The 19,469-nt window shown below is 59.0% G+C and carries 16 protein-coding genes; 12 read left to right on the plus strand and 4 right to left on the minus strand.

The genetic code is table 11. From position 1 onward, the window contains the following. The first annotated feature begins 129 nt into the window (after positions 1–129). A complete protein-coding gene (locus KW837_RS02305; RefSeq protein WP_218394362.1) occupies positions 130–1,917 on the plus strand; it encodes an ABC transporter transmembrane domain-containing protein in 1,788 nt (595 codons plus the stop codon). Between the two features lie 55 nt (positions 1,918–1,972). Here KW837_RS02305 and KW837_RS02310 read toward each other — a convergent pair whose 3' ends face one another. Continuing rightward, positions 1,973–3,901, minus strand: coding sequence for a transglycosylase SLT domain-containing protein (locus KW837_RS02310; RefSeq protein WP_218394363.1), 1,929 nt, complete (start codon positions 3,899–3,901; stop codon positions 1,973–1,975). 213 nt (positions 3,902–4,114) lie between these two features. Here KW837_RS02310 and KW837_RS02315 point away from each other — a divergent pair, with 213 nt between their 5' ends. Then, positions 4,115–6,034, plus strand: coding sequence for an ATP-binding cassette domain-containing protein (locus KW837_RS02315; RefSeq protein ID WP_218394364.1), 1,920 nt, complete (start codon positions 4,115–4,117; stop codon positions 6,032–6,034). A 195-nt stretch (positions 6,035–6,229) separates the two neighbouring features. Here KW837_RS02315 and KW837_RS02320 read toward each other — a convergent pair whose 3' ends face one another. Next, a complete protein-coding gene (locus KW837_RS02320; protein WP_030128421.1) occupies positions 6,230–6,667 on the minus strand; it encodes a universal stress protein in 438 nt (145 codons plus the stop codon). A gap of 104 nt (positions 6,668–6,771) precedes the next feature. On the opposite strand from KW837_RS02320, the gene KW837_RS02325 reads away from it, so the two are divergent. From KW837_RS02325 to KW837_RS02355, 7 genes are all read left to right on the plus strand, one after another. Beyond that, positions 6,772–7,209, plus strand: coding sequence for a hypothetical protein (locus tag KW837_RS02325; RefSeq protein WP_123496483.1), 438 nt, complete (start codon positions 6,772–6,774; stop codon positions 7,207–7,209). A gap of 640 nt (positions 7,210–7,849) precedes the next feature. Continuing rightward, positions 7,850–9,997: a fatty acid oxidation complex subunit alpha FadB gene (gene fadB, locus KW837_RS02330; protein ID WP_218394365.1), complete on the plus strand. Its 2,148-nt coding sequence runs from the start codon at positions 7,850–7,852 to the stop codon at positions 9,995–9,997. A gap of 30 nt (positions 9,998–10,027) precedes the next feature. Continuing rightward, on the plus strand, positions 10,028–11,203 hold the full coding sequence (gene fadA, locus KW837_RS02335) for an acetyl-CoA C-acyltransferase FadA (RefSeq protein ID WP_008007076.1): 1,176 nt from the start codon (positions 10,028–10,030) through the stop codon (positions 11,201–11,203). A gap of 98 nt (positions 11,204–11,301) precedes the next feature. Beyond that, entirely contained in the window at positions 11,302–11,538 is a 237-nt protein-coding gene (locus tag KW837_RS02340) for a DUF1653 domain-containing protein (protein ID WP_007907781.1), read from the plus strand. Positions 11,539–11,652: 114 nt separating this feature from the next. Further along, positions 11,653–14,280, plus strand: a complete 2,628-nt coding sequence (gene topA / locus KW837_RS02345) for a type I DNA topoisomerase (RefSeq protein WP_218394366.1) — start codon at positions 11,653–11,655, stop codon at positions 14,278–14,280. A gap of 140 nt (positions 14,281–14,420) precedes the next feature. Next, positions 14,421–14,945, plus strand: a complete 525-nt coding sequence (locus KW837_RS02350) for a DUF6586 family protein (RefSeq protein WP_008073064.1) — start codon at positions 14,421–14,423, stop codon at positions 14,943–14,945. 141 nt (positions 14,946–15,086) lie between these two features. Continuing rightward, positions 15,087–15,320, plus strand: coding sequence for a hypothetical protein (locus tag KW837_RS02355; protein ID WP_007907774.1), 234 nt, complete (start codon positions 15,087–15,089; stop codon positions 15,318–15,320). Positions 15,321–15,413: 93 nt separating this feature from the next. Here KW837_RS02355 and sulA read toward each other — a convergent pair whose 3' ends face one another. Beyond that, positions 15,414–15,887 carry an SOS-induced cell division inhibitor SulA gene (gene sulA / locus KW837_RS02360; protein WP_123496491.1) on the minus strand — a complete coding sequence of 158 codons (474 nt, stop codon included), beginning with the start codon at positions 15,885–15,887 and terminating at the stop codon, positions 15,414–15,416. A 10-nt stretch (positions 15,888–15,897) separates the two neighbouring features. Continuing rightward, the gene (lexA, locus tag KW837_RS02365) at positions 15,898–16,506 is read right to left on the minus strand and encodes a transcriptional repressor LexA (RefSeq protein ID WP_007907770.1); all 609 of its coding nucleotides are present in this window, start codon (positions 16,504–16,506) and stop codon (positions 15,898–15,900) included. Between the two features lie 229 nt (positions 16,507–16,735). On the opposite strand from lexA, the gene KW837_RS02370 reads away from it, so the two are divergent. The 3 genes from KW837_RS02370 to KW837_RS02380 all read left to right on the plus strand — a co-directional run bounded on the left by KW837_RS02370 (position 16,736) and on the right by KW837_RS02380 (position 19,361). Continuing rightward, positions 16,736–17,443: a TetR/AcrR family transcriptional regulator gene (locus KW837_RS02370; protein ID WP_007907768.1), complete on the plus strand. Its 708-nt coding sequence runs from the start codon at positions 16,736–16,738 to the stop codon at positions 17,441–17,443. Between the two features lie 170 nt (positions 17,444–17,613). Beyond that, positions 17,614–18,612 (plus strand): beta-N-acetylhexosaminidase, encoded by a 999-nt coding sequence (gene nagZ, locus KW837_RS02375; RefSeq protein WP_218395138.1) that lies wholly within the window; start codon positions 17,614–17,616, stop codon positions 18,610–18,612. An 11-nt stretch (positions 18,613–18,623) separates the two neighbouring features. Continuing rightward, the gene (locus KW837_RS02380; protein WP_218394367.1) at positions 18,624–19,361 is read left to right on the plus strand and encodes an S-methyl-5'-thioinosine phosphorylase; all 738 of its coding nucleotides are present in this window, start codon (positions 18,624–18,626) and stop codon (positions 19,359–19,361) included. The last annotated feature ends 108 nt before the right edge of the window (positions 19,362–19,469 follow it).

A 19,469-nucleotide genomic window follows, 5' to 3' on the forward strand; every position in this document is an offset into this window, starting at 1 on the left:
TTTAGACCAATAATCTCTAGCCACTAGTCTTGGCGGTCATAATTAACCTGACTCATTATGATTTACAGCGTTCAACCCCATTGACCGGTGTAGGCTTGGTCGAGTTAAAACCATTGGTTGCGCCATCGGATGATCTTCATGCTCTCTTCCCGTCACCGCCGCGCCATTCGTCTGGCCAGCCGTTTCCTCGCGCCTTATCGTTGGCCGGCTTTGGGTGCCTTGCTGGCGCTGATCGTCACTGCCGGCATCACCTTGTCCATGGGGCAGGGGATTCGCCTGTTGGTGGATCAGGGTTTCATGACCCAGTCGCCGCATTTGCTCAACCGATCCATCGGCGTGTTCATGCTGCTGGTGGTCGGTCTGGCGATTGGCACCTTTGCACGGTTTTACCTGGTGTCCTGGATCGGCGAGCGCGTTGTCGCCGACATCCGCCGACGGGTATTCAATCATCTGGTTTACCTGCACCCGGGGTTCTATGAAGATAACCGCAGCTCCGAAATCCAGTCGCGGCTGACCGCCGACACCACGCTGCTGCAATCGGTGATCGGCTCTTCGCTGTCGCTGTTCCTGCGTAACGGGCTGATGGTGATCGGCGGGATTGTCTTGCTGTTTATCACCAACCCCAAACTCACCAGCATCGTGGTGGTCGCGTTGCCGCTGGTGGTCGCGCCGATCCTGATTTTTGGTCGCCGGGTGCGCACCCTGTCGCGTCTGAGCCAGGACCGGATTGCCGATATCGGCAGCTATGTCTCCGAAACCCTGAGCCAGATCAAAACCGTGCAGGCCTACAACCATCAGGTTCAGGACGAGCAGCGTTTTGCCACGACGGTGGAAGAGGCTTTCAACACTGCCCGCAAGCGCATTTTCCAGCGCGCCTGGCTGATTACCCTGGTGATCCTGTTGGTGTTGGGCGCGGTCGGGGTGATGCTCTGGGTCGGCGGCATGGATGTCATCGCCGGGCGGATTTCCGCGGGTGAGTTGGCAGCGTTCGTCTTTTACAGCCTGATCGTCGGCGGTGCCTTCGGCACACTGAGTGAAGTGATCGGCGAACTGCAGCGTGCAGCAGGGGCGGCGGAACGGATTGCCGAGTTGTTGCGTTCGGAAAACATCATCCAGCCACCGACCCAGGGGCTGGTGACGTTGCCTGAACGGGTGAAGGGCGATCTGGTGCTACAAGATGTGCGCTTTTCCTACCCGTCGCGTCCGCAAAGCTATGCTGTCGATGGCCTTAATCTGACGATCAACGCCGGCGAAACCCTTGCATTGGTCGGGCCGTCCGGCGCTGGCAAGTCGACTGTGTATGACCTGTTGTTGCGCTTTTACGACCCCATCGAAGGACACATCCTGCTGGACGACGTGCCGCTGACCCAGCTCGACCCTCTGGACCTGCGTCGCTGCTTCGCCCTCGTCTCGCAATCCCCGGCGCTATTCTTCGGCAGCATCGAAGAGAACATTCGCTACGGCCGCCCGACGGCGACTTTGGCCCAGGTCCAGGAAGCCGCGAAAATCGCCTACGCCCACGACTTCATCGAGCAAATGCCCAACGGCTACCAGACTCACCTCGGCGACGCGGGTCTCGGTTTATCCGGCGGGCAACGCCAGCGCCTGGCCATCGCCCGGGCGCTGCTGGTGGACGCGCCGATCCTGCTGCTGGACGAAGCCACCAGCGCCCTCGACGCCCAGAGCGAGCACCTGATCCAGCAAGCCCTGCCCAGCCTGATGAAAAATCGCACCACACTGGTCATTGCCCACCGACTGGCCACGGTGAAAAACGCCGACAGGATCGCGGTGATGGATCAGGGGAAACTGGTGGCGGTGGGGACGCATCAGGAGTTGATTGCAAGTAATGCACTGTATGCACGGCTGGCGGCGTTGCAGTTCAATGACGGCAAGGTTGAAACCGATCTTCACCTGTAGGAACTGTGTAGGAGCTATGGCTCCTACACTTATCCGGCATATCCGGCATTACCGCTTATTGATCGTCAAAATACCGCTCATGCCAATCCACCAACGGTTGTGGTGAGTTGAGCTTCTGGCCGTAGATCACCGAGTACGACAGCACGTTTTGCACATATTGGCGGGTTTCGTCGAACGGAATGCTTTCCACCCACACATCGAAGCTCAGGTGATCGGCGCCACGCAGCCATTGCCGTACGCGGCCGGGGCCGGCGTTGTAGGCGGCGGAGGCGAGGACGCGGTTGCCGTTGAACTGGCTGTGGACCTGGCTCAGGTAAGCGGCGCCGAGCTGAATGTTCTTGTCCGGATCGAACACTTGCTGCGGCGAAGCGAGGGGAATGCTGAACTTGCGCGCGGTTTCCTTGGCGGTGCCGGGCATCAGTTGCATCAGGCCGCTGGCGCCGACGCCGGAGCGCGCATCGGCCATGAAGGCGCTTTCCTGGCGGGTGATGGCGAATACCCAGCTCGAGTGCAGGCCACGGACCTTGGCTTCACGGACCAGGGTTTCGCGGTGGGCCATCGGGAAGCGGATATCCAGGTCGTCCCAGTACTTCGCCTGACTGATGGTGCGGATCGCCGGGAAATACCACTTCAGGTCGTAAGCCAGTTTCGCCTGGGCGACCATTTCGTCACGGCTGAAGTGCCGGCTGACGTGGTACCACTCGCGACGACCGTCGACAATCTGCCCGCGGGCATGGAATTCCAGGGCGCGTCGCACGCCCGGGGTATTGCGCACCTTGTTGATCAGCGCCTGGCTGAGCACCAGCGGTTTGTTGTTCAGCGAATAAGGGGATTGAGAGCGATCGGCCGCCAGGAAACCGTAGAAGTCGCGCTCGCGAGCCAGGCCCTTGTAAAGCGTCTGCGCTTGCGGATTCTGTGGCTGCGCCAGCTCCAGGCTGCGAGCCTGCCAGTAACGCCAGCGGTTGGTGGTGGCCAGGTCCTGAGGCAGGCGACGGGTCAGCTCATAGGCATCTTCCCAACGGGCCAGGCGCAACAGCAGGCGCAAACGCCATTCGGAAACGGTGTTGTCCCGTAGTTCCGGGTCGTATTTGGTCATTACGTCCAGCGCGCGGCCGTCGAAACGACGAGCAAGGGTCAGCCCGATTTCCCGCGCAATCGCGACTTTTTCGTCACGGGAGAAGTGCATGCTGTTGGCGTAACCGTCGAGCAGGGCCATGGCCTTGTCCGGATCCTGACGAGCCAGACGGCGCAGGCCGAGGCTGACGATGTCGGACATCGGTTCATCCGCCGGGGTGAAGCGCGACGGCTGATTGAGCAACTCGGGATTCTGCGCCACATCCACCAGCAGTCGACCGCGTGGGGCGAGTGTTGTCAGGCCATTGATCAGGCTGTTGGCCAGCGGATAGTTGCGTGCCTGGGCGGCGAGCTTGGTGCGTTCCCAGCGTTTCTGCTCAGTCAGTTGACCCTCGGCGGCCCACATGCCGAACACACCATCGCAAGCGTCGGGTTGGGTTTTGCCGGTCAGCCAGAGTTTATCGGCGTTGGCGTAGCCTTCGGCCTTGCGGTTATGGCTGATCTGATACTGCGCGTTCAGGCAGTCCAGTTCGGTGAAATTGAGTTTGGGGTCATAATATTTGACGAAGGTTGCCCAGTCGCCGCGTTCGGCCAGCCAGCGCAGCCAGCGCAACTTCATCCAGTTGGCTTGGGGCAGGTCACCGTGTTCAGCGAGGAATTTCTCGATTTCGGCGTTGCTCGCGGTTTTCAGACGCGCGGTCAATTCGTCATATGCCAGATAGGGCTCCAGCGGATAATCGCGCAGGGCCTGGCTATAACGGAAATAAGGGCCGGAATCGCCTTTGGCCAAGGCACGCTTGGCTTCATCGTAATACTGGCGTTGGGTGGACAGGTCCACCGCCTGGGCGGATTGAGCGGCAGCGGCTGTAAGAAGCAAACACGAAAAAAGATTGAAAAGGCGACTGCGCATGAGACGTCCGGGCAGAGAAATCATGACAAGTGCCGACGAGAGCGGCACTGAATTATCTGTAGCTTAGCCTTTTGCCAGCAGCGGGCGAAAGCTTTGCCGAGCTGTCGGCACAAGTTCGCAACAATTGTTGTGCAGAGTGCTTCGACATTGAAATTGCCGGCCTTCTGAAGCCTCAAGTCAGGTAGAATGCGCGCCCGGTTTTTGGAGAAGCTCATGACCCTGCTCAAATTCAGCGATGTGTCCCTTGCTTTCGGCGCTATGCCGTTGTTGGACAAGGTGTCCTGGCAGATCGCCCGTGGTGAGCGGGTGTGCATCATCGGCCGCAACGGCACTGGCAAGTCCAGCATGATGAAGCTCGTCAAGGGCGACCAGAAGCCTGATGACGGCTCTGTTTGGCGCGCACCTGGCCTAAAGATTGGCGAATTGCCCCAAGAATTGCCGGTAGCCGACGAGCGGACCGTGTTCGACGTGGTTGCCGAAGGCCTGGACGGTGTCGGCGAGCTGCTCGCCCAGTATCACCACCTGAGCCAGAACATCGTCACCGACGCCGATCTGGACAAACTGATGCATGTCCAGCATGACCTCGAAGCCCGCGACGGCTGGCGTTTGCAGCAATTGGTCGACAGCACCTTGAGCCGTTTGCAACTGCCGGCCGACAAGACCCTCGCCGAATTGTCCGGCGGCTGGCGTCGCCGCGTCCTGCTGGCTCAGGCCCTGGTTTCCGAACCGGATCTGCTGCTGCTCGACGAACCGACCAACCACCTGGACATCGGCGCCATTGCCTGGCTCGAAGAAGCGCTGAAGGATTTCCAGGGCGCCGTGCTGTTCATCACGCACGACCGTTCCTTCCTGCAAAACCTCGCGACCCGCATCCTGGAACTGGATCGTGGCGGCCTGATCGACTGGAACGGCGACTACGCCAGTTTCCTCGTGCACAAAGAGGCGACTCTGGCTGCTGAAGAAACCGCCAATGCGCTGTTCGACAAGAAACTGGCCCAGGAAGAAGTCTGGATCCGCCAGGGCATCAAGGCTCGTCGCACCCGTAACGAAGGCCGTGTTCGCGCATTGAAAGCCCTGCGCGTCGAACGCAGCGAGCGTCGTGAACGCACCGGTAAGGCCAATATTCAGCTGGATACCGCCGACAAGTCCGGCAAGCAGGTGATGGTCCTCGAGAACGTGAGCTTCGCTCACCCGGGTGGCCCGTTCCTGATCAAGGATTTCTCGATGGTCCTGACGCGCGGCGACCGTATCGGCCTGCTCGGCGCCAACGGTACCGGCAAGACCACGTTGCTGAAACTGATGCTCAGCGGTCTGCAACCGACCAGCGGCAAGGTGGAAGAGGGGACGCGCATCGACGTGGCCTACTTCGACCAGTTGCGCCATCAGTTGGACCTGGAAAAAACCGTGATCGACAACGTGGCCGAAGGTCGCGATTTCATCGATATCGATGGTCAGAGCCGCCACGTGCTGAGCTACCTCGGCGACTTCCTGTTCAGCCCGCAGCGTGCCCGCACGCCGGTCAAGGCGCTGTCCGGTGGTGAGCGTGCCCGTCTGTTGCTGGCCAAACTGTTCAGCAAGCCAGCGAACCTGCTGGTACTCGACGAACCGACCAACGACCTGGACGTGGAAACCCTCGAGCTGCTGGAAGAGGTCTTGCTGACCTTCAACGGCACCGTGCTGATGGTCAGCCACGACCGGGCATTCCTCGACAACGTGGTCACCAGCACCCTGGTCTTCGAAGGCGAAGGCAAGGTTCGCGAATACGTCGGTGGTTATCAGGACTGGCTGCGTCAGGGCGGCTCGCCGCGACTGTTGGGCGTGACCGAGAGCAAGTCCGGCAAGGCCGACCTGAACTCGGCTGTCGTCACTGCTGAACCAGTGCCAGTCGCTGCGGCAGTAGAGGCGCCGGTGGCAAAGAAGAAGCTCAGCTACAAGTTGCAACGTGAGCTGGAAATGTTGCCAAGTCAGATCGAAGCCATGGAGCAACAGATCGTGGTGGTTGAAGCGCAGATGGCGGATGCCGGCTTCTATCAGCGTCCTGTTGCCGAGACAGCTGCGGTGATCGCTCAGCTTGAGCAGTTGCAGGCTGAACTCGACGTGATGGTCGAGCGCTGGGCCGAGCTGGATGCCTGATTGATCCGGCGATAAAAAAGCCCGGCTTCACTCACGTGAATGCCGGGCTTTTCGTATGGAAGGCGGTCTACTGACCGACATAGATTCACTGTGGGAGCGGGCTTGCTCGCGAAAGCTGCTTAACATTCAATAAAGATGTCGACTGTCACGCCGCTTTCGCGAGCAAGCCCGCTCCCACATTGTTGTTCCGTGTTATCAGCTTTTGATCAGGCGCACCGCCAGCACATCGCAAGGCGCACCGTGCAGTACGTCATTGGCGGTGGAGCCGAGCAACAGTGCCAGACCATGTCGGCCATGACTGCCCACCACGATCAGGTCGCACGTTTGCTCCTTGGCGAGGTGGTGAATCTCCTGGCGCGGCTGGCCGTAGGTCAAGTGACTGTATTCCTTGGAGAGTTCCGGGTATTTCACGATCAATCGCTCAAGGCGCTCCTTGGCCTGATCGAACTGTTGCTGTTGCAACTGGGAAAGGTCCATCGGCACGTCGCCGCCAAAGGCCATCGCCATCGGTTCGACAATATGCACCAGGGACAGCTTTGCGCCATTGCTCACCGAGAGCTCGCGAGCTCGGTGGATGACAGGATCGCACTCTTCCGTTAGGTCTACAGCGACCAGAATGTGGTGGTAGGGCATGAGGTGCTCCTCCTGAGGATTGCAATATTGGTAAGTATGGCTGGTTTCAAGCGCATTGGTTTCAAAGTGACTCAATGGGCTCATCAAGAATCGGGAGTACACATATGACGGTCTGGATAGTGGTGTCAATCCTGCTGGTGGTCTTGAGCCCGCTGGCCTGGTTGCGACCCTCTCGTACTCAGAGCGGGCGCATGGCCCTGCGTATGGAGGCGCGACGCATTGGCCTGGCCATGCAGCTGGCGCCCCAGGAGTGGCCGCACTGGCTGAACGAGGAGCCACCGAGCCCTTGCGCCCAGTACCATCGGCCGCGCCGTGGCACGCGACCGGCGTGCTGGAGTTATTGGCAGAAGGCGCCGGGCGTGTGGGTCAATCAGTGGCAGGAGGTCTGTGAGGATGGGATGCTGCTGAATCATTTCGAAAAATTGCCTGCCAACGTCTACAAGGTCGAGGCAGACAAGCAAATGATTGCCCTGTATTGGGGCGAGAAGGGCGAGGCCGAGGTTCTGCAACAGATCGATGCCACGCTCAAAGCACTCGCCTGAAACCCGACCTGTAGCAGCTGCCGAGCCTGCGAGGCTGCGAAGTCGTCGTAAACCCTGAGCACGCAATCAGCCTGATGTACCGCGGCGCCTGATTTACGACTGCTTCGCAGCCGAACGCAGCCTCGCAGGCTCGGCAGCTGCTACAGAGGCAATAAAAAGCCCGACATCATCATCGGGCTGAGGTTGGCCAGGCAGGCCGGTAATTCTTTGTGCGCTGATCTTACGCTGGGCATTCGTCAAAGCGTTCAAACTTTTTTCTTCAGGGTCCCGCCAGCGTAGCTTGTTAAACACAGGCTGCCGCTAATTAGGGCGACTTTTCTAACTATTGATTCTATGAATGGCCTCACATGCATCAGCGTGTTGCAGGGCTTCGTGGTACGGAAGTGACCGGAAAGTCGCGTTTCAACCAGTATTTTGGGCGATTGACAATTGCCGGAAATTCCGTGAAGGTGACATACCCAAATCAAACGGGCGTATGAATTGAGCGTTTGTATTACAGAGCGCTCCTACAGAATCCCGACTATCGCGTTGGCGGGTGTGCCGGGTGAATTGGCGTAGCATCGACGATAAACGTCCTTGCCGAGCCAGTCGCCTGCGTCCGACGTGTACTGTTCAGCTTCCATATCGTGGAGATCAGTTGATGATTTACGAAGGTAAAGCCATCACGGTTAAGGCTCTTGAAAGTGGCATCGTCGAATTGAAATTCGACCTCAAGGGTGAGTCCGTCAACAAGTTCAACCGTCTTACCCTGAACGAACTGCGTCAGGCTGTAGACACCATCAAGGCAGATGCTTCGATCAAGGGTGTGATCGTCAGCAGTGGCAAGGACGTGTTCATCGTCGGCGCCGACATCACCGAATTCGTCGACAACTTCAAGCTGCCGGATGCAGAGCTTGTTGCTGGCAACCTCGAAGCCAACAAGATTTTCAGCGATTTCGAAGACCTCAACGTCCCGACTGTCGCCGCGATCAATGGCATCGCACTGGGTGGCGGTCTGGAAATGTGCCTGGCGGCAGATTTCCGCGTCATGGCCAATACCGCCAAAATCGGTCTGCCGGAAGTCAAGCTGGGCATCTACCCAGGCTTCGGCGGTACTGTGCGTTTGCCGCGCATCATCGGGGCTGACAACGCTATCGAGTGGATTGCCGCCGGTAAGGAAAACCGCGCTGAAGACGCGTTGAAAGTCGGTGCTGTCGACGCCGTGGTCGCTCCGGAGAAATTGCAGGAAGCGGCTCTGAACCTGCTCAAGGGCGCCATCTCTGGCGAATTTGACTACAAGGCCAAGCGTCAGCCGAAGCTCGAAAAGCTCAAGCTCAACGCCATCGAACAAATGATGTCGTTCGAAACCGCCAAAGGTTTCGTGGCCGGTCAAGCAGGCCCGAACTATCCGGCACCGGTCGAAGCGATCAAGACCATCCAGAAAGCCGCGAACTTCGGTCGCGACAAGGCGCTGGAAGTCGAAGCCACCGGTTTCGTCAAACTGGCCAAGACCTCTGCCGCGCAGAGCTTGATCGGTCTGTTCCTGAACGATCAGGAGCTGAAGAAAAAGGCCAAGGCCTACGACGAAATCGCCAAAGACGTGAAGCAGGCCGCCGTATTGGGCGCCGGCATCATGGGTGGCGGTATCGCTTATCAGTCGGCCTCCAAAGGTACGCCGATCCTGATGAAAGACATCAACGAGCACGGCATCGAGCAAGGTCTGGCCGAGGCCGCCAAGCTGCTGGTGGGCCGCGTTGATAAAGGTCGCATGACGCCGGCAAAAATGGCCGAAGTGCTCAATGGCATTCGTCCGACCCTGTCCTACGGCGATTTCGGTCACGTCGACCTGGTCGTCGAAGCCGTTGTCGAGAACCCGAAGGTCAAGCAAGCCGTTCTGGCCGAAGTTGAAGACAAGGTCAAAGAGGACACCATCCTCGCGTCCAACACTTCGACCATTTCCATCACCTTGCTGGCCAAAGCCCTCAAGCGTCCGGAAAACTTCGTCGGCATGCACTTCTTCAACCCGGTACACATGATGCCGCTGGTTGAAGTGATCCGTGGCGAGAAGTCCAGCGAAGTGGCCGTTGCCACCACCGTTGCCTACGCCAAGAAAATGGGCAAGAACCCGATCGTCGTCAATGACTGCCCGGGCTTCCTGGTCAACCGCGTGCTGTTCCCGTACTTCGGCGGTTTCGCCAAACTGGTCAGCGCCGGCGTGGACTTCGTGCGCATCGACAAGGTCATGGAAAAATTCGGCTGGCCGATGGGCCCGGCCTACCTGATGGATGTGGTCGGCATCGACACCGGTCACCACGGTCGTGACGTTATGGCTGAAGGCTTCCCGGATCGCATGAAAGACGACCGCCGTTCGGCCGTCGACGTGCTCTATGAAGCCAAGCGCCTGGGCCAGAAGAATGGCAAAGGCTTCTACGCCTACGAGACCGACAAGCGCGGCAAGCAGAAGAAAGTCGCCGATCCTTCGGTACTGGAAGTGCTCAAGCCAATCGTGTTCGAACAGCGCGAAGTCACTGACGAAGACATCATCAACTGGATGATGATCCCGCTGTGCCTGGAAACCGTGCGTTGCCTGGAAGACGGCATCGTCGAAACCGCCGCCGAAGCCGACATGGGTCTGGTCTACGGTATTGGTTTCCCTCCATTCCGTGGCGGTGCGCTGCGCTACATCGATTCGATCGGTGTTGCAGAGTTCGTTGCCCTGGCTGACCAGTACGCTGATTTGGGCGCGCTGTACCACCCGACCGCGAAGCTGCGTGCAATGGCCAAGAACGGTCAGAGCTTCTTCGGTTAAGCGCCCACACTAGAGCGAGAGTGAAAGTATATGAGCTTGAATCCTAGAGACGTCGTGATTGTCGACTTCGGTCGTACGCCGATGGGCCGCTCCAAGGGCGGCATGCACCGCAACACCCGCGCCGAAGACATGTCGGCGCACCTGATCAGCAAATTGCTGGAACGCAACGTCAAGGTCGACCCGAGCGAAGTTGAAGACGTGATCTGGGGCTGTGTGAACCAGACCCTGGAGCAGGGCTGGAACATCGCCCGCATGGCGTCCCTGATGACGCAGATCCCTCACACCGCGGCCGGCCAGACCGTCAGCCGTCTGTGTGGCTCGTCGATGAGTGCTCTGCACACCGCTGCGCAAGCGATCATGACCGGTAACGGTGACGTGTTCGTGGTTGGTGGCGTCGAGCATATGGGCCACGTGAGCATGATGCACGGTGTCGATCCGAACCCGCACATGTCCCTGTATGCGGCGAAAGCCTCGGGCATGATGGGCCTGACCGCGGAAATGCTCGGCAAAATGCACGGCATTACTCGCGAACAACAGGACGCCTTTGGCGTGCGCTCCCACCAGCTCGCCCACAAGGCGACTCTGGAAGGCAAGTTCAAAGACGAAATCATCCCGATGCAGGGCTACGACGAGAACGGTTTCCTGAAACTGTTCGACTACGACGAAACCATTCGTCCGGAAACCACCCTGGAAAGCCTGGCGGCTCTGAAGCCAGCGTTTAACCCGAAGGGCGGCACCGTGACAGCCGGTACTTCGTCGCAGATCACCGACGGTGCTTCGTGCATGATCGTGATGTCGGCGCAGCGTGCCCAAGACCTGGGTATCCAGCCAATGGCGGTGATCCGTTCGATGGCAGTGGCAGGTGTGGACCCGGCGATCATGGGCTATGGTCCAGTACCGGCAACGCAGAAAGCACTGAAGCGCGCGGGTCTTGGTATCAACGATATCGACTTCTTCGAGCTCAACGAAGCTTTCGCCGCACAGGCGCTGCCAGTGCTGAAAGATTTGAAAGTGCTCGACAAGATGAACGAGAAGGTTAACCTGCACGGCGGCGCGATCGCCCTGGGTCACCCGTTCGGTTGCTCCGGTGCCCGTATCTCCGGCACTTTGCTGAACGTGATGAAGCAGAATGGCGGTACCTTCGGGGTAGCCACCATGTGCATTGGTCTCGGCCAAGGCATCTCCACCGTCTTCGAACGCGTTTAAGCGTTTCGCTGATGGAAGCCGGGGCCAAGTGCCCCGGTTTTTGTTTTTCCGGATTTATTTTGTTTTTATTTTGAAAAAATTTCAGTGAGGGCCAAAACATGCCGATACAACCTGGGCTCTACGAACATTACAAAGGTCCGCAGTACCGCGTATTCGCTGTTGCGCGGCATTCGGAAACCGAAGAGGAAGTGGTCTTCTACCAAGCCCTGTATGGCGATTACGGCTTTTGGGTGCGTCCCTTGAGCATGTTCCTGGAGTCGGTCGAGGTTGACGGCGAACAGGTGCCACGCTTTGCTTTGGTGCAAGCCGAACCGAGCGTTTTTCCACAGCCATAAGGGGAGTGCGCGCAGAACCCTGCGCTTGACCTCACCTTGTAGCCACTATATATAGCGGTGCCGCGTCAGGCGCCAACCGCCTTTCACTTCTAGAATTCAGGAATTTTCTGATCCATGGGCAAATCGCTGGTCATTGTGGAATCCCCGGCTAAGGCCAAGACCATCAACAAGTATCTGGGTAACCAATACGTGGTGAAGTCGAGTATCGGCCATATCCGAGACCTGCCCACCAGCGGTTCGGCTAGCGCCAGCAAAGAGCCTGCCGCCAAGCGCGGCAAGGCCGCCGCAGGTGAAGGTCCGGTGCTCACGCCGAAAGAGAAAGCGCGCAAGCAGCTGGTCTCGCGCATGGGTGTCGATCCCGATCATGGCTGGAAAGCCAAGTACGAGATCCTCCCGGGCAAGGAAAAAGTCATCGAAGAGCTGCGCCGGCTCGCCAAAGATGCTGACACCATCTATCTCGCAACCGACTTGGATCGCGAGGGGGAAGCCATTGCCTGGCACCTGCGCGAAGCCATCGGTGGTGACGACAGCCGCTACAAGCGCGTGGTGTTCAACGAAATCACCAAGAAAGCGATCCAGGAAGCCTTCTCCAAACCGGGCGAGCTGGACATCGATCGAGTAAACGCCCAGCAAGCGCGTCGTTTCCTCGACCGCGTGGTGGGTTACATGGTTTCGCCGCTGCTGTGGGCCAAGGTCGCTCGTGGCCTGTCCGCCGGTCGCGTGCAATCGGTTGCCGTGAAGCTGGTGGTCGAGCGTGAGCGTGAAATCCGCGCGTTCAACCCGGAAGAGTACTGGGAAGTCCACGCTGACCTCGGCACAGCCAAGGGCGCGACCGTGCGCTTCGACGTGGCCCGCGAGAAAGGCGAAGCCTTCAAGCCGCTCAATGAAACCCAGGCCATGGCCGCGCTGGAAAAGCTCAAGGCTTCCAGCTACAGCATCGTCAAGCGTGAAGACAAACCGACCAGCAGCAAGCCGTCGGCACCGTTCATCACTTCCACCCTGCAGCAGGCCGCGAGCAACCGCCTCGGCTTCGGTGTGAAGAAAACCATGATGATGGCCCAGCGTTTGTACGAAGCCGGCTACATCACCTATATGCGTACCGACTCCACCAACCTCTCGGCCGATGCCGTGACGATGGCGCGTACCTATATTGAAGGCGAGTTCGGCAAGAAATACCTGCCGGAAAACCCGAACGTCTACAGCAGCAAGGAAGGCGCACAAGAGGCTCACGAAGCGATTCGTCCGTCTGACGCCAATACCGAGCCAAGCAAGCTATCGGGCATGGAACGTGATGCAGAACGGCTCTACGAGCTGATCTGGCGCCAGTTCCTCGCTTGCCAGATGCTGCCGGCGCAATACCTGTCGACCACGGTCACCGTTGGTGCCGGCGACTTCGAGTTGCGTGCCAAGGGGCGCATTCTGAAGTTCGACGGTTACACCCGCGTCATGCCGCAAATTGCCAAGCCTGGCGATGACGACGTGCTGCCGGACATGGCCCAGGGCGACGCGATGAAGCTGATCAAGCTTGATCCGACCCAGCACTTCACCAAGCCGCCGGCGCGTTACTCGGAAGCGAGCCTGGTTAAAGAAATGGAAAAGCGCGGCATCGGTCGTCCTTCGACCTATGCCGCGATCATTTCGACCATCCAGGACCGCGGCTACGTGGCGCTGCACAACCGTCGTTTCTATTCGGAAAAGATGGGCGACATTGTCACCGAGCGTCTGGCCGAGAGCTTCTCCAATCTCATGGACTACGGCTTCACCGCCGGCATGGAAGAGAACCTCGATGACGTGGCTCAGGGCGAACGCGACTGGAAAAACGTGCTCGACGAGTTCTACGGCGACTTCAAGAAGAAACTCGAAGTAGCCGAAAGTGCCGAAGGCGGCATGCGCGCCAATCAGCCGGTGATGACTGACATTCCGTGCGTGTTGTGCGGTCGTCCGATGCAGATCCGTACTGCTTCGACGGGCGTGTTCCTCGGTTGCTCGGGCTATAGCCTGCCGCCGAAAGAGCGCTGCAAGGCCACCGTCAACCTGGTGCCGGGCGATGAAATCGCCGCGGACGACGAGGGTGAGTCCGAATCGCTGGTCCTGCGTGGCAAGCATCGCTGCCCGATCTGCAGCACGGCCATGGACGCTTACCTGCTCGACGAGAAGCGCAAGCTGCACATCTGCGGTAACAACCCGGATTGCTCTGGCTACGAAATCGAAGAGGGCACCTATCGCATCAAAGGCTATGAAGGTCCGAGCCTGGAGTGCGACAAGTGCGGCAGCGAGATGCAGCTCAAGACCGGCCGTTTCGGCAAGTTCTTCGGTTGCACCAACGCCACCTGCAAGAACACCCGCAAGCTGCTGAAAAGCGGTGACGCGGCGCCGCCGAAGATGGACCCGGTGAAGATGCCTGAGCTCAAATGCGAAAAGGTCAACGACACCTATATCTTGCGCGACGGTGCTTCCGGCTTGTTCCTGGCGGCCAGCCAGTTCCCGAAAAACCGCGAGACCCGTGCTCCATTGGTCATGGAGATCGTGCCGCACAAGGATGAGATCGATCCGAAGTACCATTTCCTCTGCGAAGCGCCGAAGAAAGATCCGGACGGCCTTCCTTCGGTAATTCGTTACAGCCGCAAGACCAAAGAGCAATACGTGCAGACTGAGGTTGACGGTAAACCGACTGGCTGGAAGGCGTATTACGACGGCGGCAAGTGGATGGTTGAAGACAAGCGTCCATCAGCCAAGGCTTAAAAGGCTGTACGCAAAAGGCCGCATGAGACAACCCACGGGTTTTCATGCGGCCTTTTGTTTTGGGCTTGCGGGAAGCTCAGGTGATCCACGACACTGTCTGACCTGCGTGAAGCAATTATTTCGTTGTGGAGGCTGCCGTCATGGCCCACGAACTCTATACCCGTACCAACCAGAAGATTTATTTCGCCGGCCTGTCGCTGGAAGCGCTTGCCAAAGCCGAAGAGGGCCGGGCGATGAACTCCCTCGCGCTGATTCAGGCCGGGCGCGAATCGGCGTTGTTTCACCTGTACGGTGCGCTGTTGGGGCTGTGCCATGAAATCGCCGGTTTCTATCGCCTGCCTCAGGCCAATGCGCCGCGGGCAGAGATGCTGCTGACCCGCGAAGTGCTCGAAACCATCGCTATTCCGGAAATGGCCGAGATGGTCGAACTGGCCCAAAACCCTGAAACCTGGCTGGCCAAATTGCTGTCGGCACATGCCGCACTGTTTCAGCCGCCTCGCGCGCCGCATAAGCCCAAGGGTGATGTGACGCAGCCGCTAATCCAGGCCGTTAATCTGGATGAAGAAGAGGCGCCGGAAGAGCTGAGTCGGGAAGAGCTGGAGAGCTGGCGTCAGAACCTTAAAGGTCTGGCGATTCGGTTTCGCGAAGGGTTGAACGAGTGCTGAAAGATTGAGTGTTTAGGGACGGGTCCGCTCAAGGAAGAGTGATGTCAGAAATTTCTCTTCGTGATGGCATTTGGTCAAGATCCCGAGCGAAGCTTGGCTGATGCCTATATAATCCCCGCCTTTCGTGGAGAACAGACCTTTATGCCAACGTCCTTTCTAGAAATTGTCGAGTTACCAGACGGCCGAATCGAGCTGCGCAGGGCCGAGGACGAGGGTTCTCTGGTTACTTTGGATTTCTCCGAGGATGCCAAGGTTTTCCTGCAAGGCCAGCATGTGGAAGTCGCCAAGGCGATGTTGAGCGTCGGTGTTCAGATGGCAGGACGCCTGGTTGAAGGCGAATTTGATAAGGAAGAGGGGCCACGGGTTCTTCATTGATCCCGCCCGTCGGATTCTTCGAATACCTCTACAGATTGGCTTCTCTATCCCTGGAGAAGCCCCGCGCTGTTCAGCGCGCACCGTGTTTGTCAGTTAACCCAGTCGAATATTCAGACTTTGCGCATCCCCGATACGGGCAGCGCTGATCAACTGTTGCCGCGACGTTGTGCTCAGCGGGTTAAGCCAGCTGACGACCGTATGGCTGCGGCCAAGTCGCAAGGCTTCGCAGGTCAACTGCTGAGCGCTCTGCGTGCCGCGCGGTTGCAGGAGCAGAATGCGCTCACGGTTCAGGCCGGCGTCCCGTAACCAGGCTTGTGTCAGGCTGGCAGGCGGGGCGATGAGTGTCAGCCAGCGTGCATCCTGATCCTGGCTCAGTTCCCGGAGAATCGGTGCCAGAAGGTTCAGGCAGTTCCCGGCCGCGCCGCGCAGTGACAGCTCGCTGAAGACTTCGGGCTCGGCGCTCCAGGGCGATTCGACTACGTCCTTCAGGATCGGCGCCAATGGCTGCGCCATGAACGCCTCAAACAACGGCAGTTGGGCTTGCTGTGGAGTATGTGGGAACTGCATAAAGTCTCCTTTAGCGGCGAATCACGCCGACACTCAAGCCTTCGATGACCAGCTCCTGATCTTTCAGGTTGACTTCGATAGGGGCGAATTCAGGGTTTTCGGCAATCAACCAGACCTTGCTGCCATCGCGCTTGAAGCGCTTGACGGTCACTTCGTCACCGATTCGCGCCACCACGATCTGGCCGTTGCGAGCTTCGCGGGTGGTATGAACGGCCAGCAGGTCGCCGTCGAAAATGCCGACATCTTTCATGCTCATGCCATGGACCCGCAGCAGATAGTCAGCGCGAGGATGGAAGAATGAAGGATTGATGTTGCAGGATTCTTCGATGTGTTGCTGGGCGAGGATCGGCGCACCGGCAGCCACCCGGCCAATGATCGGCAAGCTGGACTCGTCGGCCTTGGCTTCGAAGCCGGGGATGCGGATGCCGCGGGAGGCACCCGGAGTCATCTCGATCGCCCCCTTGCGGGCCAGCGCCTTGAGGTGTTCTTCCGCCGCATTGGGCGACTTGAAACCCAGTTCCTGAGCGATTTCCGCGCGGGTCGGCGGGTAGCCGTTGTCTTCAAGGCAACGTTTGATGAAGGCCAGAATCTCTGCTTGGCGTGGCGTCAGCTTTAGCATATTGATCGCTCTGTCTTTTTATACAGTGACTGGGATTATATACAGTGAACCGGTCTTGGCAATGCCCCTTTTTTCGCCGGGCGCTGGACGGTCATTTCGCTCGCTGATTGATGCGCTGCTGTTGTATGGTTAAATACCTGACCGACCATTCCCAAAACGAACCGCCAGACTTGACAATGCCAGGGCTGAAACGTATGTTTCAAACAAGTGTTTGTCAGGCGGAGTAGCCATGGCCCAGTCGGAAACCGTTGAACGCATTCTCGATGCTGCCGAGCAGTTGTTCGCGGAAAAAGGTTTTGCTGAAACCTCGTTGCGTCTGATCACCAGCAAGGCCGGTGTCAATCTGGCGGCGGTGAATTATCACTTCGGCTCGAAGAAGGCGCTGATCCAGGCGGTCTTCTCGCGTTTTCTCGGGCCATTCTGCCTCAGTCTCGATAAAGAGCTGGAGCGCCGTCAGGCCAAACCCGAGAACAAGCCGACCCTTGAAGAGTTGCTGGAGATTCTGGTCGAGCAAGCTCTGGTGGTGCAGCCACGCAGCGGCAACGACCTGTCCATCTTCATGCGTTTGCTGGGGCTGGCGTTCAGTCAGAGCCAAGGGCACTTGCGTCGTTATCTGGAAGATATGTACGGCAAGGTGTTCCGCCGCTACATGATGCTGGTCAACGAGGCCGCGCCGCGCATTCCCCCGATCGAACTGTTCTGGCGTGTGCACTTCATGCTGGGTGCCGCGGCATTCAGTATGTCGGGGATCAAGGCCTTGCGTGCGATTGCCGAGACCGACTTCGGCGTCAACACTTCCATCGAACAGGTGATGCGTCTGATGGTGCCGTTCCTGGCCGCTGGCATGCGGGCAGAAACCGGCGTCACTGACACTGCCATGGCCACCGCGCAGTTGCGTCCGCGCAGCAAATCGGCCCCGGTCGCCGCCAAGGTTTAACCGCACACGGGTGGGCGCGGCAGCTGACATCCGCTAAGCTAGCCGCCCATGCCGACTCTCGTTCTGAACCCGCTCCTCATTGAAATCGCCGACCCGCCGGGCACAGCCCATGGCGGCGAATTCGTGCGAGCCGGGTTTATCGTAATCAAGGAATCTCTATGACTGCTGGCCTGCAAGGCTCGTTGATGGTGGACGTCGCCGGTACCTGGCTGACGGCTGAAGATCGCCAATTGTTGCGCCAGCCCGAAGTGGGCGGCCTGATCATTTTTGCCCGCAACATCGAACACCCGCGCCAAGTGCGCGAATTGAGCGCTTCGATCCGCGCCATTCGTCCCGATCTGCTGCTGGCGGTGGATCAAGAGGGCGGTCGGGTTCAACGGCTTCGTCAGGGCTTCGTGCGGTTGCCAGCCATGCGCGCCATCGCCGATAACCCGAATGCCGAAGACCTGGCCGAGCAGTGTGGCTGGATCATGGCGACCGAAGTGCTCGCGGTCGGTCTCGACCTGAGCTTCGCCCCCGTGCTGGACCTGGATTACCAGCGCAGTGCGGTGGTCGGCACCCGTTCGTTCGAAGGTGATCCCGAGCGCGCAGCCTTGCTCGCCGGGGCGTTCATCCGTGGCATGAATAGCGCGGGAATGGCCGCCACTGGCAAGCATTTCCCCGGGCATGGCTGGGCCGAGGCCGATTCTCATGTCGCGATTCCCAACGACGAACGCAGTCTCGACGAAATCCGCGCCAACGATCTTGTGCCGTTTGCGCGATTGAGCAAGCAACTGGCCGCCGTAATGCCAGCCCACGTTATTTATCCACAAGTCGATTCCCAGCCTGCAGGTTTCTCCCGTCGCTGGTTGCAGGATATCCTGCGTGGGGAGCTGCAGTTCGATGGCGTGATCTTCAGTGATGACCTGTCGATGGCCGGTGCCCATGTGGTCGGCGATGCCGCCAGTCGCATCGAAGCGGCATTGGCCGCCGGTTGTGACATGGGTCTGGTGTGCAACGATCGCGCAGCTGCCGAGCTGGCCTTGAGCGCCGCCCAGCGTTTGAAGGTCAAACCTTCGGCGCGTATTACGCGGATGCGCGGGCAGGCGTATGCCAGCACCGAATACCGTCAAGACCCGCGCTGGCTAGCGGCCATCGGCGCGCTCAAAGAAGCTCAATTGATTGATTGAGGATTTTCGTCATGACGGTTTACGCGATTATCGGTGGCACCGGCCTGACTCAACTCGAAGGCTTGAGCATTCGTCAGTCATTGGCGGTGGACACGCCTTACGGCACGCCTTCGGCCGAAGTGCAGATCGGTGAGTATGCCGGCAAGGAAGTGCTGTTTCTCGCGCGTCATGGGCACCCACACCGTTTCCCGCCGCATCAGGTGAACTACCGCGCCAACCTGTGGGCCTTGAAGCAGGCCGGCGCCGAAGCGATTCTTGCGGTCAACGCCGTGGGCGGGCTTCACACTGCGATGGGCGCCGGACATTTCTGCGTGCCACATCAATTGATCGACTACACCAGCGGCCGCGAACACACCTATTTCGCCGATGACCTGGAACAGGTCACACACATCGACTTCAGCTATCCCTACAGCGAACCCCTGCGTCAGCAATTGATCGCGGCGTTGGCGGTTGAAGGCGTTGGCTACAGCAGCCAAGGCGTGTACGCCTGCACTCAGGGCCCGCGTCTGGAAACAGTGGCTGAAGTTGCGAGGCTGGAACGTGACGGTTGCGACATTGTCGGCATGACCGGAATGCCGGAAGCGGCGTTGGCCCGCGAGCTGGAACTGGATTACGCCTGTCTGGCGCTGGTGGTGAACCCGGCGGCGGGAAAGTCGACAGCGGTGATCACCATGGCCGAGATCGAGCAGGCATTGCGTGACGGGATGGGTAAGGTGAAGTCGACGTTGGCGCGGGTGTTGAAGGGCTGAGTCTGGCTCATTACCGAGTTGTTCCTTTCGCGGGCAAGCCTCGCTCCTACACATTTTATGTTGATCACACCATTGTGACCGCACACATTTCTGTAGGGGCGAGGCTTG

The organism is Pseudomonas sp. PDM24, from assembly GCF_019218905.1.
Classification (GTDB): domain Bacteria; phylum Pseudomonadota; class Gammaproteobacteria; order Pseudomonadales; family Pseudomonadaceae; genus Aquipseudomonas.